Here is a 25,768-nt window from a genome sequence, read left to right on the forward strand (position 1 = left end):
CTACTCGTGGCACGGACATTTCAATGGTCGACCTCTCCCGCCGCTCGCTTCTCTCGGCCGGTATCGCGATCGGCGGCGCGGGGCTGATCCCCGGTGCGATCGCGCGCGCTGCGGCGATCGCACCGGATATCCGCACCGGCACGCTGCGGGACGTCGACCATGTCGTGATCCTGATGCAGGAGAATCGAGGCTTTGATCATTATTTCGGCACATTGCGCGGCGTGCGCGGCTTTGCCGATCGCCTGCCCATTCCACTCGCACCGTTGACGCCGGGCGCGCCGCCGCGCACCGTCTGGCAGCAATACGACCGTACCGCACCGGGCGGCGCACGGCTGGTTTCGCCCTTCCACCTCGACACGCGCGCCGACTTCGACCTGATGCGGATGGAGGGCACCCCGCACGCTTGGCCGGACGCGCAGGCGGCATGGGACGATGGCCGGATGGCGCACTGGCCGGAGGCGAAGCACCAGCGCGCGATGGGGCATTACCGGCGTGCCGACCTGCCGTTCCAGTTCGCGCTGGCGGAGGCATTCACGCTCTGCGACGCCTACCACTGCTCTGTGCAGACCGGCACCAACACGAACCGCCTGTTCCTCTGGAGCGGAACCAACGACCCCGATGGGCGTCATGGCGGCCCCGCGATCGCCAACTCGCACGACAGTCTGGTCGAACAGGGCGGCGCCGCCGACCCCTATCGCTGGCCGACGGTGGTCGAGGCGATGCAGGCCGCCGGTATCGACTGGCGCATCTACCAGGACATGGACGACAATTTCACCGACAACCCGCTGGTCGGCTTCGAAACTTTCCGCGACGCGCATCGCGGATCGGGCGACCCTGCCCTCAGGGAGCGTGCGCTGACCACCTATGGGCTCGATCGGCTGCGCGCGGACGCCGTCGCCGGGCGGCTGCCGCAAGTGTCGTACGTCATCGCCACCGCAGCCGGGTCGGAACATCCCAATCCGTCGAGCCCGGCACAAGGTGCCGCCTATACGGCACAGGTACTGGACGCGCTCACCACCAACCCGACGACGTGGGCGCGGACGGTATTACTGGTCAACTTCGATGAGAATGACGGCTTCTTCGACCATGTCCCCCCGCCGGCGCCGCCCTCCCGCGCACCCGACGGGACGCTGGCGGGCGGCTCCAGCGTCGACCTGTCGGGGGCCTATCATCTTGTCCCCAGCGCCGGGGATCGCGAGGTGGACTTGCCCGCCTATCGCGGCCGTGCATACGGGCTGGGACCGCGTGTGCCGATGTACGTCGTCTCGCCGTGGAGCCGCGGCGGATGGGTCAACTCGCAGGTATTCGACCATACCTCGGTCATCCAGTTTCTGGAGAAACGCTTCGGCTTCCACGCTCCGGGCATCTCGACATGGCGACGGGCGGTCTGCGGCGACCTGACCTCCGCCTTTGATTTCACAGCCGCCAATGCCGTTCCCGTAACGCCGCCCGACCCGCGAGCGGAGGCGCGGCGCGCCGCCTCCTTGCAGCACCAGGTCTCGCCCGCCGCGCCCCTGGCCGCGCCGGGGCCCCCTTGGCAGGAAGCGGGGGTGCGGCGCTCTCGTCCATTACCGTACCGGCTCGATGTCACCGGGCATCACACCCCGGCCGGGATGGCGCTGACCTTCGCGGCCGAGGGTCAGGGCGCGGTCTTCCACGTCTATGACCGGCACGCGCTAGACGCCGCGCCGCGCCGCTATACGGTCGCCGCGGGTGATCGCTTGACCGGCAGGTGGGATTTCGACCGACAAAGCGGATATGATCTTTGGGTCCTAGGGCCGAATGGCTTCCATCGTCATTTCGTCGGTCGTCGCGACGATGCGCCGATCGAACTGTCGTGGACTATCGACGCGTCCAGCGTCTCGCTCCATGTCCCCGCTACGCCCGCCGCGGGAACTCTGGCCGTGACGCGCCTGCTGCCTGGCGGCGGCTCGGCGACGCACCCGCTCGCGCCGGGCGATCATCATTGGTCCACACGTGACGCCTTCGGCTGGTACGATGTCTCGATCGCTGATCGCGCCGGTCCGTACCGATGCCGGCTGGCGGGGCGGTGCGATGAACCGGGTCGCGACAGCATCAGCGATCCGTTTCTATCGCCGTCGTAGAACATGTTGCTTTGGGATAGCTTGGCGGCTCTTCTCAACTGACGAAGGCTATTGAGACGGGCGGTGCCGTATCATTTCGGACCGCATTTTAGAATGGCTGGGTTCCGGTAGAAGACCATCAGCGCCGCTTGCTTTAGGAATGAAGTGGCGCTTCGGCTCGACCTGCCAAATCACCTGGGTTTGTAGGATCAACCGGTGCAGGCCGCGAAGCCGCTCTGGGATCGCGCTTTCGACAGGGCAGGCATGCCTGCCCTGTCGAAAAGAGAGCCGGGTTTCTCATAATGACCAGAGCAAAGACGGGCGAGACTCATCCTTGGCCCAGACTGATGTAGTCGATGGACCACTCAGAAGGGACCGTCAGCGGACAGCGCGGCCCTTACGAGGCCTGTTTATCATTGGATGTCTTGGTAACGTAAAAGATCAGCGTCGGCGTCTGCCGATCGCGGGCAATCGTCGCGGTAAGGTGATTATAGGGCAAATTGGGCCACCAACGACCAGCAACCGTCTCAGCCTGCTGATCCGCCGATTTCGACATGGATCGATCCGGCAGTGGCATCGCAATGCGGCACATAAACTCAGCACATCGCACATCTCCGCCAGATATGTGCGACCGGACATCCGCTTCCGCATCATACGCCCATGACGGGTCGCGTACCTGCGCCTCGAACAAGGCCGCGATGGCCACCATATCCGGTGTTGCGATCGTTGTTTCCTCAGGCGCGGGCGGCGGCACGGTCGCAGGGGAAGAAATGCCCATAGGGCGGGCAACAATCGGCATCGACCGATCGACACCGGCGACGACCCGGATGCTGCCGTGTTCGGTATGCGGCTGTGTCATCCCACGCTCGAAGGCCAGCCAACTCAGCCCTAAGATGGCGATCACCAGAGTCATGCCTACAAGCCACTTCATCGACAATGCGTCCCGCTGCAAGGGAGCGCCGGCGCTTTTCAGCACCGGCGCGGTTGGTCAGCGATAATAGGCCTTGGCAAGGTTGTTGAAGAAGTTGCTGCCGTTGAACGGCACGTTGGCCCTACCAAAGCTGTAGCTATTCAGCGTGTTGCGCGCGGCATCGGTCATGCCGCCCCAGCTGACCGCAGGCTGCATTCCACCGCGGGTCGGAGTACCTACCAGCGAATGGTCCAGTGGAAATGGATTCTGCTGATAGGCGACCAACGGATGGGTGCCGTCCATCTGCGGGTGGGTGGTCTTGATATAGGTCGCATGATCGGAATAGCTGACGGCGTTGACCCGTGCGTTGCTGGCGCAGCTGGACAGCCACACGACGACATTCTCCCAATCATGCCGATGGCCACGATTACCGGGTCCATCGACATTCTGGTCCTTTGGAAAGTACCAGGAATACATCACGGCGCATTCGCCGCGATACTGACCCATGTTGACATAGACCTGCCCGGGACTGCTGGAGCAGTGACCATTCATCGCACCCGAAGCTTCCAGCCCACCACTGACGTTGCCAGCGGCATCGACGGCAGGGAACGGCACGCAGCCGGAAAATACCTTTAGATATGGCTGGAAAGTCTTGAAATAGCCCGACGTGCTGTCCGGGAAACCACGAACCTGGTTATGCGGGATCACGGCGGCACCGGCTGCCACCGACACGCCGACAAGAGCAAGGATTCCGCAGCGCAACGGGGTCTTCGACAGGCATAGGGTCATCGATCGTCTCCTCAGGGGTGAAAGGGGGGAGCGGAGCGCCGCGAGTTCGGCGCGTGCCTCACGCAGGTCGTCGCGGAACTCGTCGGAACCATGCGCCGCGGCGATGACGGCGGCCGCGGCGAGCAGCCCGCCCTCCACCGCGCTGGCCGAATGCGATCCGCAGATGCGGCGGCTGTCGGCATAATCGCGGCCCCGCGCGAGCAGTGCGGTGGCCCGATCGGGCAGCAATTCCGCCATCAGCAGGGCGAACGCCATGCCGTTGGCGCTATGTCCGGAGGGGTAATCGCCGTTGGCGACAAGTGCAGGGGTTCGCGGTTCGCAGATCGGCAGGTCGTTGCCGACGAACGGCCGCGCGCTGTGCCAGTGCCGTTTGGCTGCGCCGATAGCGGCGGAACGATCGGCCCCGAACCGGGCGAGCAGTCGCGCCAGCACCGGCATGCGACGGAGGTCGATCGCAAAGCCGATCGCCTCGCGAAAGCGGACGGGCAGGTCGTCGGACACATCGGCCTGCGCCTGTCGCCACCGCGGCGAGCCGAACAGCGCGCGCGTCTCGACGAAGAGGCGCGCGTCAGCCTGCGCGCCGGGCGATCCCGGCGCGGGCGGGCCGGGCAGGATACGCGACAGATCGGGACGATCCGCCGCGTCGAGATAGCCGCCCAACCGCTCGACCGGCCCGGTGGTGCAGCGCGCCGGTGCACGCAGCGGATTGCAGCTCGCAGCCGCCGCACCCGGCAGCATGACGCGATAGCTACCGAACCGGCGATCCGGCCACGGATAGTCGGTCGAGACATATTGCGCCCCGCTCGCCAGTGCCGCCTCGCGACGGCGGGTGTCGCCATCTCGCGCCTCGCGCGTGCCGTCGTCGGCACGGGTCCGCACCAGAAAGCCCGCACGCACCGCCGCGGCGATGCGCGGCCCTTGGCCGACCGGATCGTTGAGCGTCAAATAGGCCGCATCCGGCGCGGATTCGTCGGTGTTGACGAACATCGCCCGTCCGTCGAGCGAGCGCCGCGTGCCGCGATAGACGGCGACCTTCGCCGGCCCCTCGTCCAGCGCGACCACGAAACGCCCGCGTGCCTGCGCCAGCGTCGGCCAACCGCCTGCCAGCACCGCCTCGCGCAGCGTCGCCCTGGTCCCGCGCACCTCGTCCGGGGTGATGAGCCGCCGGCCGGGCAGGCCGGCACGCAATTCGGCATCGAGCGCGGCGAACCCCGCCGCATCGAAGCGTTCGGGCACAGGCGCCTGCGGACTCGCTTCGTCCTTGGCGTTGACCAGGATCAGGATCGGCGTGTGATCGGGATGGGCATCGGACCATTCGCGGACGTCACGCAGGCAGGCCGCAAGCGTAGGGCAAGAAGATCTCCGGTCGATGCCGGGCATGTGCATGACCTTCAGTCCCGGCGCCGTCATCGCGGGATCGTCGCCGGCACGCGCATAGCGGCCGCCGACGTCGTCGCGGTACACGTCCAGCTCGATCTGACGCATCCCTGCATCGAGTTGCTCGCGCAGCGGCCGGTGCGCATAATCCAGCGCCATCGCGCGTGGATCGGCCGCGATCAGCCGCGCCATTTCGGCAGGCGGGATCGCCTGCTTGTAGCTGTTGTGCGTGCCGACCGCGACGATGTCGTTGAGCCGGAGCACCGGCTGCTGCGCCACGGCCGGCGCCGCGAGCGCGAGCAGCGCGGCGCTGACCGCGCGGATCACATCCGCCACCGTATGCCGGCGAGCAATTGCCTTCCACTACGGGCGTAGCTGCTTACCCGGTCGGAACTGTCGACGAACTGGTCTTCCGCCTGATTGGTCAGGTTCACGCCCTCCAGCGTGACGGTAAGGCGCGGCGTCACGTTCCAGAACAGCGAGGCATCGACATAGGTGGCGGCATTGACGCCGGCGATATCGTTGCCGTTGGCGCCCGGCACCGCGGTCAGATAGCGGTCGCGGTAGTTGGCCGACACACGCCCGCCATAGACCGGCGTTTCGTAATAGAGCGTCGCATTGGCCGAATGGCGCGACAGGCCGATCAACGGCCTGCGCACGCTGGTGGTGGCGGTCAGCGCGTAATCCGTGTCGGAGCTGGTGAAGGTGTAGTTGACGATCCCGCCCAGATGGCGAAGCGCGCCGGGCAGGAAGGTGAACGCCTGCTGCGCGATCACCTCCACCCCCTTCAGGCTGGTGCCCGCACCGTTGACGGGCTGGGTGAAGAAGAAGGTGTCCTCCGGCCGCGCCACCTGCTGGTTGCCCAGGAAGGCGATCGGATAGCCCGACGCGGCATAGGTCTGTTCGGTGGTGCGATTGGTGATGAAGCTGTCGATCCGCTTGTAGAACGGGCCGACCGCGAAGAAGCCGTCGCGCGAGGGGTAGAATTCCAAGGCGATATCGAGCGAATCCGCGCGAAACGGTTCGAGGTCGGGGTTGCCGACGCCGACCGTGCGGGTGTTGACCTGCACCTGCCCGCCCGGCGTCAGCGACGTCAGGGTCGGGCGCGTGATGTTGCGGTTCGCGCTGGCGCGCAGTTGCAGCCGAGGGGTCAGTTCGAAGACCAGGTTCGCCGACGGAAGCCAGTCGGTGTATTGGCGCTCGAACGTCACGGGCTGCGCGACCCCGCCCACCACGACGGCACCGGTGGCGGTCGTCTGCGTCCGTGCGACGCGGACGCCCGCGTCGCCGCGCACGACCATTCCGGCCAGTTCGCCGCGCAGGTCGAGCTGGGCATAGCCCGCCAGCACCTCCTCCTTCACGCGCCGGTCGTTCTCGCGGTTCCGCGTCAGCGTGGCGCGGCCGGGATCCACCAGCGGCAACGCCTTGTCGAAATCGACGTACAGCCACTCCCGCGGTGCGCCGGCGGGCAGATCGAGCGCCTTGCCGAACATGTAGGGCGATTTGGCATGGACGAGGTCCGCCACGGTCCGACCGCGCACGGCGGTCACGTCCTGTCCGAAATCGGCGGTGTCGAAGACATAGCGCGTATAGGTCGCGCCCCCCTTGACCGTCACCGCGTCGTTCGCGCGATAGGCTAGGTTGAGCTTGCCGATCCGGTAGTCGTTGCCGACGACGTTGATGCGCGGCCGGTACAGGTCGAGCCGCAACGCCGATGGATCGGTGAGCGGGAAACCGTAGGTCATCACCGGCACGCGATCGTTCGGGCGATAATCATAGGCGAAATCGCGGTTGGTCGTCAGCGCCTGCAACGTCCGCGTGTCGACCGTATAGTCCGACCCCTCGACACCGGCGAGCACGTCGATGGTCAGCCGGTCGGTCGGCTTCCACGTCGTCGTCAGCGCGATCTGATGGAACCGCGTGTCGTTCCGGTCGCGGCGGTTGTCGGCGCGATTGTCGACGTTGCCAAACTCCGCCGCCACGATGTCGTTGCCCTGCGTCACGAGGCTGCGGATCGTCGTTTCCCGGATGCCGGTCGCATCGGTGCGACTGAACGACTGCGCGTCGAGGAAATATTCCAGTCGGGTCGATTTCAGCCGGGCGTACAGCACGTCGAGATCGACATGCAGCGCATCGCTCGGTCGGAACTGGAACGCGCCTGTCAGGCCGAGGCGGCGCTGATCGTGATCGAAGATGAAATAGCGCGGCGTGCGCGGATAGAAGAGCCGGTCCGGCCCGGTGCCGTTCAGCCGCGCCCGGATCGCCGGATCGATCGCCGTCGATACATTGGCGGGGGTCCAGCCACCGCTGGCCCAGCGCAGTGTCTGATGGCCGTCCTCGATGACCTGTCGCCTGGAATAGGCGGCGGAAAGCAATGCACCCCACACACCGTCGTCGCTGGTCTTCGATACGACCAGTGCGGCGCGCGGGCCGACCTTGTCGGTGCGCGTCGCCCAGAACGCCTGCGCGGACGCGACGATATGGAAGCCCGGGTTGTCGAACGGTCGCAGCGTGTGCAGGTCGACCGTCGCGGCGATACCGCCTTCGTCGAGCGAGGGCGACCGCGCCTTCGCGACATCGATCCGGCTGAACAGTTCGGAGGCGAAGATATTGAAATCGAACGATCGCGACCGATTCACCGCACCCCGCTGGTCGGTGGTGCCCGTCGTCGCCAGCGCCTCCATGCCGTTCAGCCGGACGCGGGTGAAGTCGGCGTTGAGGCCACGCACCGCGATTTGCCGGCCCTCGCCGGCATCGCGCGTGATCTGGACGCCGGGAATGCGCTGGATGCTTTCGGCGACGTTCGTGTCGGGAAAGGCCGCGATATCCTTGGCGAAGATGCTGTCGGTCAGCCCGGTCGCATCGCGGCGGGCGGCGATGGCGCTTTCCAGGCTCCTCCGCAGGCCGGTGACGACGATATCCTCGCCTGCGGCCTGCCCGGATCCTTCCACTGCGGCCTCCTGCACCGGCGCGGATGCAGCTAGCGCAGCCGCGGCGACCGGAATCGCGCGAGCAGCTGGTGCCTGGCGCCGTAGCACGACCAGATTGCCCCGCATCACCGGCACCAGGCCGGTGCCACGCAGCATTGCAATCAGCGCAGCCCGCGGCGTCACCCGGCCATATACCGCCGCGCCGCGCCGCCCCGCCACATCGCCCGGCGCGACCACGACCTGAATGCCCGTCGCACGCGAATAGAGCGAGATGCACTGCCTGAGGTCGCCGGCGGGTATCGCGAACTGGCCGGGAACGGACGCAGGCATCCGCGCCATTGCCGCCTGCGGCAAGGCGATCGCCGTTGCCAGACTGAAAATACCCGAACCCATCATTGTCGAACGTCGCATGTCCATCCCCCTCTTCGACTGCGAAGCAGCCCTCACGATAGGAAGACGACGATATTATCTAGTACGGACACACAATATTTTATGACATTACCTAGAACAACTCGTGTCACTTTTGCGACAAGACAAGGACGCCACCTTCGTCAGTCACGCTAAAGTCATAGGACATGCCTAGAGAAACCAGCAGGGACTGCGCATCGTCGGTTCGGAAACGGCCACTGATTGGCAGATCCGCGAGCGGTGCGGGCGGCGGCTCGATCGCCGGCCCTGCTCTACGGTTGAGGATCGTCACCAGATCGCCAAGCCGCAGCGTGTCGACATCCAGCCAACCCTGGCGAAGGTCGTCGGCACGGGCTTCGAAGCGGGCCGCAGGGCTGGCGTGGCCATGCACGACATGCCCGCGCCAACCCGCCGGCACCCACCTCCCCCGCGCATCGCCGCGCCCGGCGAGCCGCACCGCACCGCGATAGACCGCAAGGTCCATCCGGCCTGCGGTACGGTCGACATAGAACGCCGTGCCGAGCACGCGGACCGCGCCGTCGCCGGCCCGAACGGTGAAAGGACGCCCGGCATCATGCATCACGTCGAAGAATGCCGCGCCCCCCGCCAGTGTCGCCTCGCGCGCCGTCGCGGTGTAGCGCACGGTAAGCTGCGTTCCCCCGTCGAGCCGTAGCGTCGTCCCGTCGGGCAGCCGAACCGCCCGCGTTTCGCCCCGCCCGGTGCGTAGCGAGGCAGTCTGGTCGGATGGCGGCGGCAACCGAAGATGCGGCAGCCCAATCGCCAGCAGCAGGGCTGCGGCACCGCTGGACACGCCCGCGGCGGCAGCGCGGCGTCGACGTGTCCGCAGCGCCCGTACCGCCTCGTTCGACAGCCGCCCACGCTCACGCCAACCGGACAAAGCGTCCGTCAGCTCGGGTGCGAAGTCCTGTTCGACGAGCGACATGTCGTCGTGACGTGCGTTCACCACAGACCGTGCCGGTCGAGCGCACGACGCAGGTCGCCCAGCGCGCGCGTAACATGCTTCTCGATCGCGACGGACGACAGGTCGAGATCGCCCGCAATCGTGGCGACGGCATCGCCATCGAGCCGCCGGCGCAGGAAGACCTCACGACGCAGCGGCGGCATCGCCTCGATGGCGGCGGAAAGGATCGCGACGCGCTGCCGGTACAGCAGCACCTCGTCGACCAGTGGCTGCCGGCAGACGATCGTATCGGTCAATTCGGTTGTTGTCGGCCTTCTGCTCATCTGCCGGAACCGGTCGCGGATGAGATTTGCCGCAACTTTGAGGCAAAAGGCAGTGACGTCCTCGACCGTCCGCCGGCTGCGATAGGCATAAAGGCGGGTGAAGGTTTCCTGCACCAGATCGTCGCTATCGCAAGGACAACGCAAACGGTGGAGCGCGAAGCGGTGCAGCAACGCGTACAGCATCTTCTCATTCATGCCGTCTTGCCGTGCGGCCGGTTCCAACGTCACGATGCCCATCGATACCACCCGTTTACCCCGCCCCAGAGCTGGCAATGCTGCTAGGTGTATTCCATTAAACGCGTGTGACATGGGCCGGCACGGATGCCGACAGCGGATTGCGGGAGGAGACAAGCGATAAGATCAGCCATCCGTCGCACAGGTAACGATAACGGATCCCGCCCAGCTTTCTATTTAGATGACGGCTGCTCTTGATAGAAGCTGCTGCAAGCGACTGTGAGGTGGTGCTGATCTGCTGGACAAGCAGCTAAGCTTTCCCGATGTGAGGGATTACGACAACGAAGACGGCGCGGAAGCTGTATACGGGCGAAGTCAAGCGGTTAACATATCCCGGTTCCGCATTGCTGCGGGCGGCGCGAGGATGGAGAAGATCCTTACAGCCGCACGAAAGGACGTCCGCACCGACCATGGTGCAGATGATTATAGTGGCGGGGCCGGAACGTCTCGGATGCCGAGGTCTGCGACGTAGCGGTTGGCCATGACGTCGTGCGCAGCCTTATTTACCGCTTGCGGCGTGCGGCGCGGCAACAGGCAGAATCGGCGTTCATGCCGGCGTTGCTATTAGATGAGCCGCCTGCAGAAATGCCCGAGTCCCCCCTTTCCTCTTCGATCTGGTCGATGGCGGACGGCGGAGATTTCCACATTGACGTCACCGGCGTTGGCGGCTGCAGCGCTGAAGGCTATGCGATGCCCCCTTCGGGCACGCGGGTGCGGATCGCGATAGGCCGCACCTACATGCGCTAGGGCATGCAAGGGCTTGCGCTGGTGCAGCAGGGTGCTGGACGTGATCCGCGTGACGGCGACCTCGGGGCCGCGCGGACATCAAACAGCGTCGATGCGCCAGATCGATCCTAGTGCCCCCTCACGATATCAATACTTGGGCCCGTCAGCCGCCGTGATCTCTACAGCGCAGGCGCTCCGGGGGAGGCAACGAGGATCATGCGCTCGTAACCATCTCTCTCAGCACCACCATGCTTGCCGTAAATGCGCATCCAGCAACGGACGGATCCCCCACTCTCGCAACTCCGTAACAGCCTTTAGGTAGGTTAAAGGAATCCGTTTCTCCAAGGCAAGCCAAGTGTTGTAAAAACAACAGTAAAACGGAATTGACTATCGCGGGATGATGAAATTTCCACACTGCATAATCGACACAAGTCCAAAGAAGACTCCAAAATAGTCGATTTATCATGTGCTTAAGGCCAAACCATGAAGAATAATGGTCTTGTCTAACAAACAGGAACGTCACTGGACTTGCTTGTGTTGCATATATATAATGCGGAACATTGATCGACAATATGGGATCAGCGGTTCGGCGACGAGGTGACGAGACGCAATAACAAGTGCTCACGCCCTTAAAGGTCGGGGTAAATAACGGCGCATATCAACAACATAGCCATTTGCATTCGCTGTGAATTTCCAAAAGGGGGAGGATTTACGTGATCCAAGGGACTTATAGGCACCCGCTTGGCGGGGCGTCGTTGTTCGCGCTCGCACTTGCGCTGGGCACCACGGTGCCATGCGAGGTCGATGCGCAGACTTCAGCCACCAAATCCAGTCAGGACGGGCCGGGTTCCGAGAACGACAAGACCGACACGCTCGACAAGGAAATCGTCGTCACCGGCTCCCGCGCAGCGCAGGAATCCGCCAATCGGCGCAAGAAGAACGCAAAGACAGCCACCGACTCTCTGGTAGCCGACGACATCGGCTCCTTTCCGGACCGCAACGTCAACGAAGCGATCTCGCGCTTGCCGGGCGTGGCACTGAACCGCAACGAGTTCGGCGAAGGCGACAGCATCGCCATCCGCGGCAACGGTGCAGACCTGACCCGCGTCGAGCTGGACGGCATCGGCGTGCAGAACACGAGCGGCTTAGGCGCGTCGCGCGGCGCGGACATGCGCGAGCTTTCCGCCGAACTCATCAAGAGCGTCGATGTCGTGAAAGGCGCCACGGCCGACATGACCGAAGGATCGCTGGGCGGTTCGGTACAGATCAAGACGCGTTCCGGCCTTGATTTCCAAAAGCCGTATTTCTCACTGCGCAGCGGTGTGCAGCGTAACTCCCTAGGACGCGTTTGGACTCCGGATTTCAACAGCGTCGCATCGCACAAGTTCTTCAACGACCGGGTGGGCGTTATCCTTAGCGGCAACTACGCTGATATCCAGAATAATGGCCACACTTATCAGACGACGACGAGCGGCAACCGTAACTATTCGCGCCTGTACGATTTCGATCAGTCGCCCGACAAGACCTTCTCCTACAATCTCGACACGCTATCGGGCGATACTGCGGACACCCCCTTTGCCAATAGCGTGGAAACGCCCCGCACGCTGTTGACCAAGGCTGCGGCGGCGCAGAACAAGGCGCAGTGCCTTTCCACCTTTCCCGTTCTCACCGCCGGCACGACGGCGCAGCGATCCCAGCGCGTCCTAGAGCAACAGAGCTGCTTGAACCAGTGGAACGACTACACGCCATCGCTGATCCGTAATCTGATGCAGACGCAGCGAGATAAACGCTATTCTTTCGACGGGCGGCTCGATTTCAAGGTCAACGACCGATTGATCGTTTTCGGGAAAGCGTCGATCGCCAACCGCAAGGTCCACGACCAGTTCCGCACCCATAACCCGGTGTCGCTGCTGACGCAGAACGCACTGGGAACCTATGTCGACACGACCACCGGGGCGCAGCGGTACCGCACCGTCTCGCCGACCGCGCCGACCGGCTACTATCTGTACGATCCGCAATATGGTCTGAACGCGGTCGGCGGCAACGCGACCTATGGCAACGTCCTCAACGTCGTGCCCGGCAGCATCGTCGTTGACGATCAACATAACGTCACCAAGATGACGCTGACCAACAATTCGGTCAACGTCGACCAGATCGAGAACACGATCGATGTAAAAACGAACTATTTTCAAGGCGGCACCGAGTTCCGAGGTGAGCAGGTCGATATCGACTTCATGGCCGGCATGACTACGGCGACCAGCAGCCGCGTCGACAAGCGTACGTCGCGGTCCTATTCCTACGGCAACGCAACGCTCGCGCTGCAACCCAACGGCCTATGGGATATCCAGCTGCCAGCTGGATATGACGAGAGCAACCCCAACAATTTCGTGCAGCTGTCCTCGCCACCCTGTATCGGCACCGGCACTGCGCCGACCTGCCTTGGGCAGGCCGCAGTTGCGGCATCTCCTACCACGGTCGCGTCGCCCGCCTATACGGTTGGCCAGCTGCCGCAGACCACACCGAGCTTCGGCGTGTCCTTCAGTCCGACCACGTCCGAATCGTCTGAGCGCATTGCCAAGCTCGACCTGACCTATCGCACCGAAGATTTCATGGCGTTCATCACGCGCGTCAAATACGGTGCGATGTATCGCAACAACAAGATCAACTTCTGGGGCGGCGGTGGCTACACGCCGGTTGCTGCAATCGGGACCTACGGCCAGCCGGGCTATGTTCCCGCAGTCATCGTGCCGACGGCCAACGTCAGGGGAACGCTTCGCGCCTGCCAGCCGACGGCAGGTTCGGCTGCGGCCGGCGGACTGTCTTGCAATTATGGCTTCGTTCCCTCCCGGAACCCGGCGGCGATACGGTCAGGGGTCGACACACTCACTCCGGACCAGTTGCGCGACCTGTTCGCCAAAACGCTGGAACAGCCTGATTCCGTTTATTTCAACGGCGTTCCCAATCGCGGCAACCTGCCGCCGGCATGGCCAGGCATCCGTACCGATGAGCTGTTCTCCGGGCTGGGCGCCTCGCAATTCATGAATTTCGACTGTCTGAAACAGTGCATGGGCAGCGACGGCAAGATGTACGACCAGCCGGTAACGCGTACGGACGAGACAATCATCAACCTGTACGGCATGTTCGATTATTCGCAGGACCTGCCGTTCGGTATCGTGACGGACGGCAATATCGGCTTGCGCGGCATCTATGCGCGCGTGAAGGGCTCGGGGCTGCTGTCTTTGACCACGATCAAGACCACGGCCGCCTTCGATCCGCTCAACCCGAACGCCGTTGGCGGAACGGTGTCGCAAACCTTTCAGCAGAACACGACGGCCGAGGCGACTTCGTGGGATTGGCTTCCGACGTTCAACTTCAATCTGTGGGGATTCAATCGGTCGCTGGTCCTTCGTGCTTATGCCGGCAAGACGGTGGCAAGGCCCGCTCCCGGCAACCTGCTGGCTGCCGGCTCCTGCGTCGTCGACGAGCGCGTGACGCTCGATCTTGCCGGAGACGGTGAAGATCCGTTCAGCTGCCCGGGTCGCGTTGGCAATCCCGCCCTGCGCCCCTATACGGCGTGGAACTACAATCTCGCGCTGGAATGGTACCCGAACCGCGACACGGTACTGTCGGCCACCTTCGGCAAGCTGGACGTAAAGCTGGGCGGGGCGATGAACGTTACCCGTACGGGTCAACCGTTCGCGGGCAGCGAAACGGTTGATCCGGTCACTGGAAAGACGCTTTCCGAATTGACCTTTAACTATCCGACCTTTGACAACGCTCCAGGCTACAAACGGAACATCTGGGAATTCTCCGGCAAGACCGCCTTCACCTTCCTGCCATGGTATCTGAGATACACTGGGATGGATGCCAATATCTCGTTCCTCATGTCCAAGGCGTCGGTTGGCACCCTCGATCCATCGACTGGCGACGTCATGGCGCCCCCAGGACAGTCGCGCTATTATCTCAACAGCTCGCTATGGTATGACGACGGTCGACTGAGTCTGCGCCTCGCGTACCAGCGTCGTACGGAGGTATTCAACTGCATCACGCCGTGCGGCGGAAATTCAACCGATATCAACTATCCAGGCCTCAACTACACCAATGTCCGTCTGGTCGGACCGGGCTACAATCCCGGCGCGCCGTTGTTCAAGGACGAGACGCAATTTCTGGACTTCAAAGCGAGCTACAACATAACGCAGCAGGTGCAGGTGTATGTCGAGGGACGCAACCTTACCAAACAGACGCAGAGCAATTCGTTCGGCAAATATGAGACTTTTGCGGACGGAAGGCCGCGCGTGACCGCCTTGTCCTACGGCGGCTGGCGACTGCTGACCGGTGGCCGCATCGCCTTCGGCCGGCCCGGACGGTGATGATCGCCTAGGTAAGGCACAGATTTGCGTTGATGAGCGGCCGGATCGCTGTCGGGCATGACAGCGGATCTGGCCGCTTGGGCGGTGAAGAGTGGCCCAAAAACTTTGGGTCTATCGAAAGCAGATCGCCTCCCCCGCCCTGACCGGTCGCGCGCTGGATCACGCTGGCCAAGCCTACAGCATGGGCCTCTAGAACGCTGGTGGACCCTCAAACCATCGGTCGCCCACCTCCTGAAGACATGATCCAGGCGATGCGGATTGCATTGGCAGATCTCGTCAGGCCGTTGGATTGCCCGGTTCGTAGGTACGTTCACGCCACAGCAGCGCCGCAAGTTTCACGCACCATCGTAGCGGCAGGGACACGATGACGGTGCTGGGGTGGGAGCCCGACAGCGGGCGACGTAGCCAGACACCGGGTCGCGGTTCGCTCCCAGTCATTGTCAGCAGCGATGAAGGTACTATCCGGCTGCCGGCAGCAGAGGTGCTAGCTCTGCCGGAAAACTCGTCGGGATGCGATTGGTGTCTGGGCAGACATCGGAGAATGGCACTCGGCACCCGCGCTGCACTTGGGCGTGAATGACACGCCAGGCTTGCGGCAGTTGCCCCACGCGAGCAGCATCCGCCGCATATCCTGCACACGCACCCTGCGCCTCCTCCTTGGCATTTTTGCAGGCATGCCGTGCTTTGACCATGTCTATGAGATAAAGGGGCCTAAGAGCCGGATCTGAGGAAACGTCGACGCCCTTTCGTCCGTCGAGGGCAACTATCCGAGGAGGATACCAGCTACCGGCGCAACTGGTAAACCGGCACTGGAATCTCGTATCGAGCAACTGGAACTCAGGGCGACCATGCCCGGTCATATCCCGGGGCCATGCCAGACGGGACGGATCAACCCGACACTGAGTACCATCGTCATCTTCGCCGGCGCTGAGCCTCACGCGTTCATATCCGGTCATCTGCGGCACGGCCAAATCGATCTCAACGCAGCCGGCACTCCCCCCATTTTCTGAAATCAAGATCAGCGAAGGCTGCGTCGCATCCGGAGTAAGCTTCCCGATACCAACAAAAGCGGTAACGCCGGGCTCACCCCGCATCGTGACCGGCTTCATCCCCGGTGCCCGGACTGTCGCCACCAGATACCGACCACCTTCGAAACATTCTTCTGACGCCGGACGATCTTTTCCACATCGTTCGACTTCGATTCGTGCAGACAACCCTGCCGCGTTGATAATTTGGCTTTCCCATTCCGGCTGCCATTCAACATAGCGCTGGACTGGCCAATATTGGGGCGGGGCGGAAGGGCGAGAAGCTCCAACACCGAGCAAAGCCAGCGCAAGAAGCGGACGTAGTACAATCAGTACCTTTGCGTTGAGTAAAGATTATGCGTCCGACGCCAGGAGCCAGCAAGCAGATTAGGGCGGCTACGGGCCATCTGCGCCGAAATCTTTCAGACCCAATCGGCAGCTCGTCCAGTCGTTCGATCAGGTGGCTCCGCTCGATCAGGTCGAGTACGTCGACAAGCCTGTTTTGCGGATTGACCCTATTCCGCTTGGCGATTTCAGGCAGACTGCTACAGTCCGCGCAATCACGCGGTTGCCGTGGCTGCTATCGTCACCATTACACGAACGTCGCCTTGTCTCTTGACGGCGCGTCACCTGAACGGCCGCAATTTTCCGAAGCTGATGGTTGTCGCCGGGATGTCGAAAGCAGCCAAGCGTCACCATCGCATCGCCGCATCGCCCTTCCCAACTGCAGTGAGCTCGGTGGCATGCCCATCGTCATCAGGCGCAAGGCACCTTCCAGCATAACGGGATCGTGCAACCCGCATCCAAGAGCCCCTTCCCCCGCGGCGACAATGCCGCACCGCTTAATCACGGCCGGCATCGCGCAGGCGCGGCCGTCTGGATGCACTTGGGGCGACAATGGTTTCACGATCCAATGCGCCAGGCACCAGCGCCAGATTCTCGATGGCAGCCAAGCCCCATTGTGCCGCGGCGTTGGTCGACACGCCGGGCCATTCCAGCACTCCATCGACCACGTGCCGCGGATCGCGCGGCCATGTGCCCAGACCGGCGTCACCCGACAGGAATTCCACCGCCGCGCGCGTGGCAAGCGCGTCATCCTTCTCGTGGAACGCAGCATAAGCGGTCAGACGCGAATGCCCCTCGCGCAGGTTGCGCGCTCCGAACGGCGCGCCAAAGCGCGCGACATAGTCAGCCTCCGACGCGTTATACCACCGGCAATACGTCAGCCACGCCGTGCGATAGCGGGGTACGTCCAGCAACCCGATCAACTCCGAGCTCACCTCTACAGCTCCGAACACCGCGTTCAGGTGGCTGATCGACACGCCCCGCCCTTGGTCGACAAACCGCCCGGATGTCAGATCAAACGGCGCGCTACCGGTCATCCATCCCTTGGGCAGTCGCCCGATACTATCCAGCCCTGCGATCAGCCGGTCGCACCAGTGCGTGTCGCCGCTGCGTTCCCATTCGGTGAGCCACGCCGCCGCCAGCGGGCACCAGGTGGTGCCGAAGGTCATCTCGATCGTTCCCGCAGGTAGGGGCGTTTTCGCCTTGCCCGGGACTTTGCGCCCAATCTCGACCGTAGTCAGCGTTTGGTCGGAGGTGAGCAGATCGCGCAGCAGATCGCCCACGCGCTCATCCGCGGTCAGATAGTAGAACGGACGTCGATACGCGGCGTTGCTGACGCGCGGTTGTTTCGAGCTGTCACTCCAATGCTGCACGCCGTGACGAGTCCCCAGGCCCTTGAAGCGCCCGGTGTGGTACACGTCGACCTCGCCGGTATGCCGGGTCATCGCCTCGGCCAGCCGCCACGTTCTGGCATCACCGGTCCGCAGCACCTGGTACCAAAGCCACAGGTCGGGCGAGAGTTCGCTGTTATCCCATGCGAAGCCGCCGATATCGTATCGCCAGCGATGCCGGTCGGAGTCGTAGCTGTGCATGACGTCGCCATGGTTCCAGAACCCGTACCACGCGCGCCGGTCGACCTCTCCGGCATAGAAATCGACGAGGTTGGCGAGTTGATCTTCGATCGCAGCGCGGTTGGGTGTCGACCGATCGCACAGTCCCCAATCGCCGAATACTCCGGCGGCGTGAAGGTGCGCAGGTTCCGCCATCAGCTGTGGCGGCTCGGCCTGCGTCGTGGCGAGCCGACGCAGTATGTCGCTGCCGGGCGTTTCGGCGAACGCCCATAGCATCAGTTCGCTGGTGCGCGCGATCCCGGAAGCGTCATCCCATCCGGGTTCGTAATCCTCGTAGTTAACCGACAGTCCTTCATTCTGTGCATCGAAGCTCTCCATCCCCATCGTGTCGTGATAGGGACGCAGGTCCATCGCCGCAGCGCCGGGCGACCAGAGCCATGCAGTCAACACCGCGTCGTCGCCAGTCGCACCATCGACGTGCAGCGCGGCGGGATGCCGTTGCCAGAAGTACCGCACGCCGATCGCCGCTCCCCCCTGCGGTGATCCGACATAGGCCAGCCCCGGAGCGCGATGCCCCTGATCGGCGTCGATCCAGCCCTGGCCCGGCGCCGTGCGCTTGGCGATCGTCCAGCCGTTGGCGCTTGGCTGCTCCAGCCGGAAGTCGCCCCATGCCGGAATACGGTTCAGCGTTGAGCGCACCGTCTTTGCCATTTCCTCGATCGGCGGCACCGCGCGTCCGGCAACCTGCGCTGCCCGAAACGCCGTGCCGGGATCACGACGTAGGCCGGTCAGCGGACGCACCGCTTCCGCGAACATCTGCGCATCGGTCGCAAAGCGGACGTGCCGATCGTACAACTCGGCGCGCATCGGCACATGCGCCCGCACGCCAAGCGCGGAGATGAAGTCTTGTGACGCGCGCCCGTCGAACACGACGCTGTGCACCATGCGCAGCCCCGTCGAGCCCGCATAGGCGTAGAGGCGCACCACGAACGGCAGCCAGCGGCGATCGCCGGAGACATGCCTGCCCTCGATCTTTACCACCGCGCGCACCGGCCCGCGCTGCTCCACGGTCACTGTCTCGATCCGACCCTCAAATGGCTGGTCGGCACCGTGAAGCGGCTCGGTGCGCGCGGCACCCGCCAATGTGACGGGACCTAGCACCTGACGGCCTGCCATGCTCGCCTGTCGCACCAGCGCTGGCCCCGATCGCCCGATTTCCCACCGCAGGTCACCGACGGTGATCGTTACCGTATCGGCATCCTCCGTCACCCGCACCGCACCACGCGGTACCGTCGGCCGACCACGCGACACGATCAGGCTGTCCGCCACAACGTCGGCCGGAACAGCATGCGCGCTCCACTTGATCGAACCATCCGGCCAATGTGCGGTGATCCATGTCTGAGACGGCACGGCGTCACCGTTGCGATCGGTGACCGTAAGGGCCGTGCCAAGCTTCACTGCGCTGCGAGGCCACGCGACGCCAAATGTTTGCCCGACGTGTAGCGCAGGGGCCGAGCCGTCGATCCAGCGTATCGGTGCTGGCCTGAATGGTGCCGCAGCGGCCGCCACGCGCGCGCCCGGCACCATTGCGGCCCCGCTGCCCAGCAGCGCAAACGTCAACGCATCGCGACGATTCCATTCCACGGATTTCTCCTTCAACGAGCGGATACGCGCACCCGCCGGATGCGCAGGTGGCTCCAGGTCGTACGCAGCCCCCAATAGCCGCGCGAATAGGGTTGTGGATCGTGCAGCGTGAACAGCCGCACGCCGTCGCGCTCCACCGCTACGGTATGGCCGTTCGCGATCAGCGCGATCCGCGTCCAGCGATTGGCGACAAGCAGGTCGGCGGGCGCCCGCCTGTCATGCTCGGGCAGGATCGGTCGGTTGCCGGGTATGCCGACATAGCGGCGGAAGCGCGTCGTCGTGTTCCGGTTGCCACCGATCCCCACATAATATGTGCGCAAATCGTCGTAGGCGCCGAACGCACCGTGGCGCGGGCGTAGCGGCCCACCGCCCCTGCCTGTCTCCGTCGCCATCCAGAAGGCATTGAGGTCGCTGGCCGTGTCATTGGCACCGCCTTCCGCCACCGCCATCGCCTCAAACCGGATCGTGACGGGACTGGCGACCGGCGTCATCGACCACAAGGTTAGCCCCTTGCGCGTGTCGATGTCGATAACCCCGGCCTGCTCGGTCACGCGCGCATCTGGGTCCTCCGCCTCGATCCGCCAATCGCGCAGCAACTTGCTTTCCGCTGGGGGCGGCGGTGCTATCAGGGCGGCAGCGATCAACCCCATCATCCTCGGCCTCGATAGTTCAGCCCTCGGCACAGGATTGACGCATTACGCTTGCCAAGCCAAGTCCCAATATTTAGATTTGATTGCACATAATGGAATTATCGTTGAATTTGTGACCGTTGCTCCGTGTCGGATCAGGGCGAGAAGGAGAGCACCGTTGAAAGCAAGGGCTGTCGGATTAGCGCTGTTGTCACTCGCTGTCGGGGCCGCCGCGCCGCCACCGTTGCGCATCTTCATCGCCAGCGACTCCACCGCGCAGGATTACCGGGCAGACCGCTATCCACAATCCGGCTGGGGCACGATGCTGCGCTGTGCATTGGCGCCCAACGTCACGGTGGAGAACCGCGCCATCGGCGGGCGCAGCACCAATAGCTTTATTCGCGAGGGGCGGCTCGACCGGATCGCCGCCGATTTGCGTCGTGGCGACACGCTGCTGATCCAATTCGGACATAACGACCAGAGCATCGACAAGCCCGAACGCTATACCACGGTGGCGCAATATACCGCCAACCTCCACCGCTTCCTCGCCGTAGCGCGACAGGCTGGCGCACGGGCGGTGATCCTCACCCCGGTGGCGCGTCGCGACTTCCGGAACGGTGTCGAGCAGCCTACCTATCCCGCCTATGCAGATGCTGCGCGACAGGTAGCGCGTGCAACGCGCACGCCGCTGATCGACCTCGGCAAGCGCTCCGAGGCGATGGTGCAGGCACTGGGTGAGGAAGCCGCCAAGCGATATTACCTTCATTACGAAGGTGATGCCGGCGCGCCGGGTTACCCGCAGGGCGTGCACGACGATACGCATTTCAGCGAACTGGGCGCGCGGCACGTTGCTGATCTGGTCGCAGTCGACCTGAAGCGGATGAGGCTACCCGTCTCCCGCTATGTCACTCCACATGTTCCGGCGCTCACCCGCGCGACGCCTGCCGGTGGGCCGACATGCGACTGACTGCGGCGCTTGCTGTTACGCTGGCCGCAGCCGCACCGTTACCGGCACAAAAGCGTCATTTTACGTTCGATGGAACAGGCGCGACCTCAGTGGCAGCGAACCGCACCTATTCGGACGGCTACGGCTATGAGCCTTCATCGGCGCGACTATTCTCGGTTGCTGCCCCGCCGGGCAATTACCGCGTAACTGTCACCCTCGGGCGATCGGACCACGCAACGGAAACGACGATCAAGGCAGAGACGCGCCGGCTTATGCTCGATGCGGTTCGCGTACCCGCCGGCCGTCGGATTACGTGTACCTTCATCGTGAATGTGCGCGACGCCGCGCTCGTGCCTCCGCCTGCGCAGGCGCCGGGCAGTTCATCCGTTCTGCTCAAGCCACGCGAGCGGCGTTCATTCAGCTGGGACGACCGGCTGACACTCGAAATTCTTGGTGAGCACCCGGGCGTCGCTGCGATCACGGTAGAGCCCGTCTCCGTTCCGACTATCTTTCTGCTGGGTGATTCAACGGTCACCGATCAGCAGGCGGAGCCGGCGGCGAGTTGGGGTCAGATGCTGCCGGTCTTCTTTCGTCCCGACGTTGCGATCGCCAATCACGCCGAGTCCGGTGAGACGCTGAAGTCGTTCCTTACCGAGCTTCGACTCGCCAAAGTTCTGGAGACGGCAAAGCCCGGCGACTGGGCGCTGATCCAGTTCGGTCACAACGACCAGAAAGCGAACTGGCCACAGACCTATGCCGCAGCCGACAGCACCTATCGCGATTACCTGCGGACGTGGATCGCCGAATTCCGGCGGCGCGGCGTGACGCCTGTGCTGATTACCTCGCCCGACCGGCGCAACTGGGCGGGTCGGAGGATTCGCTCGACCTTGGCCGACTATGTCGCCGCGGCCAAGGCGGTCGGCGCCGAGCTACGCGTACCTGTCATCGACCTCAACGCCGCCAGCATCGCTTTCTACGAGGCGCTCGGTCCCGAGCGGGCGCCTCTCGCCTTTAACGACGGCGGGCGGGACGCAACCCACCACGACAATTATGGCGCCTGGGTGCTTGCGCGCAGTGTCGCGAAAGGCATTGCCGACGCACGGCTGCCGCTCGCGCACCATCTGCGATCCAATCTACCGCCGTTCAACCCCGCACAACCGCCCGACCCTGCCACTTTCCATCTCGCTGCCAGCGTCACCCGAGACTCGACCCGCCCGGACGGAAGCTGACACGACAATCTGCTGCGTCCTCCTCGGCGTCAACCTGGCCGTCGCCCTACCCCGTCCGTCACTGGTCACGCCGGCAAGGCGGACACCAATGTTTAGTTGATCACTGCCAGCAGATAACGGTGGCAGCGAGGGTGACGGCGGAGAAGAAGGGTGAGATTGGGATAGCTGCCAAACGACAGCATCTTCTCCTTTCCGTCGAACCGGAACTTCATCCGCCACAGCTTCGAGCCGTTGGAACGGACACGAACATATAGTCCGCCGCCATTGGTGAGCTTCTAATCGCGATCCCGCCTGGTCGCGTACTTTACGTCGAGTTCCTCAAGCCCCATTGGCGGTACCGCTTCCTTCGCACCCCCACAATACCCCGGAGGCAAATCGACGTGGCGGGTTGCCGGTGCACGCGCCGGCACCTCGCGAAACACGCTGATTCCACATAACTGATTGGCAACAAGCACGCGAAAGCGCCCCGGGAGCGCAGGCTACCGGGACGCTTTGGAAAATCTGGAATGGTTGCGGGGACAGTACCCACAGGGATCTTCCGGCTATAGCTATGATATTGTATCCATTGTATTTTGGTTCGGGATTTGGTGCCAGTACCCCCATTCTGCTGTAGATGCGCTGGGACGTTCTGGCTCTACGATGGACGTGCGTTTAACGGAAAATCAGCTCGTTGTTTGACTTGAAGGGCGCGGTTACAGGTAACCACTGGCAAGTCGGGAAAGCGATGCCGGGGCGGTAGATGGCCCGTCGATCAGGTGCTGCCAGGCTTACCGACCTTGAACAGCCGACATGCGCCACGTTCGCCAGTCGGCAGCAAGGAGATCGGGCCGAACAGGTCACGCAGGCGGATGATCTCGTCGTCCCCTGCCCTTCCGGCAGCGACCCGCTCGATCAGTTGACCCAATGCAGTGCGATGCCGCAGCGCCTCCGCAATTCGAGGATGAGCTTGACCGGATGCGGCAATTCGATCTCGATCTTGATCCGGAGGGGCCATACCGCCTCCATCCCGGCGCCTTCTTTGTGAACAAGATGAAACGCCACTCGGCAGCGAGTGCGGCGGGCATCGTGATCAGCCTCGGACATTTCGACCATATGCTTGGCCACGGCGGCCTGCGCGGAAGCCGGGGCGGCCTTCGCATCGACCATGCCGAACTCGATGGTCATTATCTGCGCAGCGAAGCATTCGTCGAATTGGTTCGATCAGGTTATGTCGGCACGCGCGGCGCAACTACGCACCATCTTCAGTCAATGATCGAAGCGACACTGAGTGAAGGACGTGCGGTGGTTGCCGCGATTCAACGCAGTTTTCGTTGATTTGCACTCTGACCCATTTTCAGACATTCAGCCGCGCTTCTGAGCTCCCGAGACTAGACATCTGTTCATGTTAGGGCTGCGCCGAGCTCTTGCTCGCCTTCTCTAATGCGCGTTCGATGAACTTTGCGCGCTTTCCGGGGCAGATCGCCTCGCGATTGTCCGGCCCCCCAATCCCTTCTGGATCGCGCGCGATACGACTCTCGCGCGCGAACACTCTAGCGTGGTCGGCCAGCGGCGTAACCCGCATCACCTGACCTTCTCGCTCGAGACGCAACACCGCGAACTCACGGCGATAGCCGCCAATGAAGTCAAACACGTGAATCGTGGCGTACTTCGAACTTGAGATACTCCCATCCACTAGAAGATTTTCGAAGAGAGGGAGCTTGTCGCAGATTCCCTTGGTCTCAAGCGTACCAACGATATCACCGGAAACAGTATCATCGATGTCGATCCTGAAAGGCTGCGATGATAGGCTAAGTCCGGCTGCGTCTACCATACCTTCCGGATCATTCGTCCAGCGGCCTTTCCAGCCTTGGTAGTCGCCGTACCAGCCAGAAAACTGATCCGACGTCTTGCGAACTTCGCCGGGCAATGCACGAGCGTTCGACAGGATTGAGGTGACATTGGTCAGCAATAGGGCGAGCCCTGCGATCATGCCAAGAAGCCATGGCCATGGACGTTTCCAGAACGGGGTGACGTTTACAGCCGTTGCTTCACGAGGGGGAACCGCCTGTTTCTTACGCCTTCCCGATGCCATGCTACCCCCAATCACTCAGGGCAACCATAGGCATCGGATAACGATCACGTAAGGGCGGAAACTCGCGGCGGTTATCCGCGACTTATCGACTGCCATGGTATAGCGCTGATGAGACTAGGACAACAGAATCGGAATTGCTCGCACCCCCATGCCGATGATGCTGACGATAGAGCACCCCGGAATCCGAGAAGCCATACGCGACCTACCGCCCGGCCTCTGGGTTGCCCGGCCCGACCCGGACGAGCCACCCCTGCTAATCGTCAAAGCGACGAAGGAAATCATCCTCACCGCCATCGGTCGCGGCGGGTTTGCCTTCTATCCCGTTCCCATGCAGGTCGGCGACACAGTGGGCATGGGGCTGCTCACTGCCTTTTTCGACGACGCGGACGAGCCGCTTTGCATTCGAACGCTCCTGTTCGACGACCCACTCTCCGATAGCCTCGTGGAGTTAATTACGTCCGGAAGGCTGACGGCACACTTCTTCGATGAGCAGGAGATCGAGCTCGCCGGCTTCACAGCCCGTGTGGACGACCCTGCCGGCCAAGCCGAGAAAATTCGCAGCTTCCGCCGGTCGAAGCCCGATCCCAAGGCGTTTTTGACCATGCTGGCAACCACGGCCGACTGGTTTGGGTTGCGAGACGCCGAAGCCGACCGGGAGGCGCTGCGCGTCGTCTTCACTGAGCCCCTGTTCCCGCCGGACATAGCGATCATCGACCTAGATCGAACAGCTGACTATCTTGGCACGCCCAACGTTCCGTTCCACAGCCTAGTCCAGAACAACAATCCAGGCTCTTTCCAGGAGCCCGGCATCGCTGAGGCGCTCCAGCGGGTCTTCGGCCCCGCGAACGTCCACCTAAACCCCTTCCGTGGGGATTACGATGAGGAACTCGCGGACGCACTGGTAATTGGCCCCAGCCGCATCCTAGTGGTGCAAGCGAAGGACAGCCCCAACAACAAGGACGCGCTGGACCGCACGCTCAACCGGAAGCGCGCGACGGGCCGCAAGCAGATGGAGAAGGCGCGCAGTCAACTCATCGGCGCGCTGGGCCAAATCATGGGCAGACCACAGTTCGCCGTGCGAACCGGAGGCGTGCTCTACAAGGTCCCCTTGAACGACCGCACCGTCATGGGGGTGATGATCATCAAGGAGCTGTTCGCGGACGAGGCTGGCATTCAAAGGGAAGAAGTCGAGAAGGTTGAGAAGAAGTCCGGCGCGCCGGCGATAGTCCTGGACT

Annotated in this window: 17 protein-coding genes and 1 pseudogene; 7 read left to right on the top strand and 11 right to left on the bottom strand. The window is 63.3% G+C overall.

Annotation, left to right across the window (positions count from 1 at the left end; all coding sequences use genetic code 11):
- Positions 1-23: 23 nt before the first annotated feature.
- The gene (locus OXR08_RS05890; RefSeq protein WP_267348543.1) at positions 24-2,105 is read left to right on the top strand and encodes a phospholipase C, phosphocholine-specific; all 2,082 of its coding nucleotides are present in this window, start codon (positions 24-26) and stop codon (positions 2,103-2,105) included.
- 376 nt (positions 2,106-2,481) lie between these two features.
- On the opposite strand, the gene OXR08_RS05895 is transcribed toward OXR08_RS05890, so the two are convergent.
- The 5 genes from OXR08_RS05895 to OXR08_RS05915 all read right to left on the bottom strand — a co-directional run bounded on the left by OXR08_RS05895 (position 2,482) and on the right by OXR08_RS05915 (position 9,938).
- Positions 2,482-2,997, bottom strand: coding sequence for a hypothetical protein (locus OXR08_RS05895; protein WP_267348545.1), 516 nt, complete (start codon positions 2,995-2,997; stop codon positions 2,482-2,484).
- 75 nt (positions 2,998-3,072) lie between these two features.
- Positions 3,073-5,496, bottom strand: a complete 2,424-nt coding sequence (locus OXR08_RS05900; protein WP_267348547.1) for a Ca2+-dependent phosphoinositide-specific phospholipase C — start codon at positions 5,494-5,496, stop codon at positions 3,073-3,075.
- Positions 5,484-8,501 (bottom strand): TonB-dependent receptor, encoded by a 3,018-nt coding sequence (locus OXR08_RS05905; RefSeq protein ID WP_267348549.1) that lies wholly within the window; start codon positions 8,499-8,501, stop codon positions 5,484-5,486. The genes OXR08_RS05900 and OXR08_RS05905 overlap by 13 nt, the downstream gene beginning before the upstream one ends.
- Positions 8,502-8,607: 106 nt before the next feature.
- Complete coding sequence (locus OXR08_RS05910; protein WP_267348551.1) at positions 8,608-9,462, bottom strand: FecR domain-containing protein; 855 nt, start codon at positions 9,460-9,462, stop codon at positions 8,608-8,610.
- The gene (locus tag OXR08_RS05915; RefSeq protein WP_267348553.1) at positions 9,459-9,938 is read right to left on the bottom strand and encodes a sigma-70 family RNA polymerase sigma factor; all 480 of its coding nucleotides are present in this window, start codon (positions 9,936-9,938) and stop codon (positions 9,459-9,461) included. Before OXR08_RS05915 ends, OXR08_RS05910 begins: the two co-directional genes overlap by 4 nt.
- Before the next feature lie 528 nt (positions 9,939-10,466).
- On the opposite strand from OXR08_RS05915, the gene OXR08_RS05920 reads away from it, so the two are divergent.
- Both OXR08_RS05920 and OXR08_RS05925 read left to right on the top strand, forming a co-directional pair.
- Positions 10,467-10,724 (top strand): hypothetical protein, encoded by a 258-nt coding sequence (locus OXR08_RS05920; protein ID WP_267348555.1) that lies wholly within the window; start codon positions 10,467-10,469, stop codon positions 10,722-10,724.
- A gap of 734 nt (positions 10,725-11,458) precedes the next feature.
- Positions 11,459-15,073 (top strand): TonB-dependent receptor, encoded by a 3,615-nt coding sequence (locus tag OXR08_RS05925; protein WP_267348557.1) that lies wholly within the window; start codon positions 11,459-11,461, stop codon positions 15,071-15,073.
- A gap of 458 nt (positions 15,074-15,531) precedes the next feature.
- Here the strand turns inward: OXR08_RS05925 and OXR08_RS05930 are convergent, their stop codons facing one another.
- From OXR08_RS05930 to OXR08_RS05940, 3 genes are all read right to left on the bottom strand, one after another.
- Entirely contained in the window at positions 15,532-16,182 is a 651-nt protein-coding gene (locus OXR08_RS05930) for a hypothetical protein (RefSeq protein WP_267348559.1), read from the bottom strand.
- A 758-nt stretch (positions 16,183-16,940) separates the two neighbouring features.
- On the bottom strand, positions 16,941-19,601 hold the full coding sequence (locus OXR08_RS05935; protein ID WP_267348573.1) for a Tat pathway signal sequence domain protein: 2,661 nt from the start codon (positions 19,599-19,601) through the stop codon (positions 16,941-16,943).
- Positions 19,602-19,669: 68 nt separating this feature from the next.
- Positions 19,670-20,311 (bottom strand): DUF6250 domain-containing protein, encoded by a 642-nt coding sequence (locus OXR08_RS05940; RefSeq protein ID WP_267348561.1) that lies wholly within the window; start codon positions 20,309-20,311, stop codon positions 19,670-19,672.
- Positions 20,312-20,495: 184 nt separating this feature from the next.
- Between OXR08_RS05940 and OXR08_RS05945 the strand changes: the two genes are divergently transcribed.
- Positions 20,496-21,254 carry a rhamnogalacturonan acetylesterase gene (locus tag OXR08_RS05945; RefSeq protein WP_267348563.1) on the top strand — a complete coding sequence of 253 codons (759 nt, stop codon included), beginning with the start codon at positions 20,496-20,498 and terminating at the stop codon, positions 21,252-21,254.
- A complete protein-coding gene (locus OXR08_RS05950) occupies positions 21,245-22,462 on the top strand; it encodes a rhamnogalacturonan acetylesterase (protein WP_267348565.1) in 1,218 nt (405 codons plus the stop codon). The genes OXR08_RS05945 and OXR08_RS05950 overlap by 10 nt, the downstream gene beginning before the upstream one ends.
- 92 nt (positions 22,463-22,554) lie before the next feature.
- Here OXR08_RS05950 and OXR08_RS05955 read toward each other — a convergent pair.
- Positions 22,555-22,725, bottom strand: a pseudogene (locus OXR08_RS05955) (Arm DNA-binding domain-containing protein); the annotation flags it as partial.
- A 488-nt stretch (positions 22,726-23,213) separates the two neighbouring features.
- Entirely contained in the window at positions 23,214-23,366 is a 153-nt protein-coding gene (locus OXR08_RS05960; protein ID WP_267348566.1) for a hypothetical protein, read from the bottom strand.
- On the opposite strand from OXR08_RS05960, the gene OXR08_RS05965 reads away from it, so the two are divergent.
- A complete protein-coding gene (locus tag OXR08_RS05965) occupies positions 23,366-23,776 on the top strand; it encodes a hypothetical protein (RefSeq protein WP_267348567.1) in 411 nt (136 codons plus the stop codon). The genes OXR08_RS05960 and OXR08_RS05965 overlap by 1 nt on opposite strands.
- Before the next feature lie 70 nt (positions 23,777-23,846).
- Here OXR08_RS05965 and OXR08_RS05970 read toward each other — a convergent pair whose 3' ends face one another.
- Positions 23,847-24,431: a hypothetical protein gene (locus OXR08_RS05970; protein WP_267348569.1), complete on the bottom strand. Its 585-nt coding sequence runs from the start codon at positions 24,429-24,431 to the stop codon at positions 23,847-23,849.
- 250 nt (positions 24,432-24,681) lie between these two features.
- Between OXR08_RS05970 and OXR08_RS05975 the strand changes: the two genes are divergently transcribed.
- A partial coding sequence (locus tag OXR08_RS05975; protein ID WP_267348571.1) for a hypothetical protein occupies positions 24,682-25,768 on the top strand: 1,087 nt, incomplete at its 3' end.

Source organism: Sphingomonas sp. GM_Shp_2 (genome assembly GCF_026540875.1).
In the GTDB taxonomy this organism is placed as follows: Bacteria; Pseudomonadota; Alphaproteobacteria; order Sphingomonadales; family Sphingomonadaceae; genus Sphingomonas; species Sphingomonas carotinifaciens.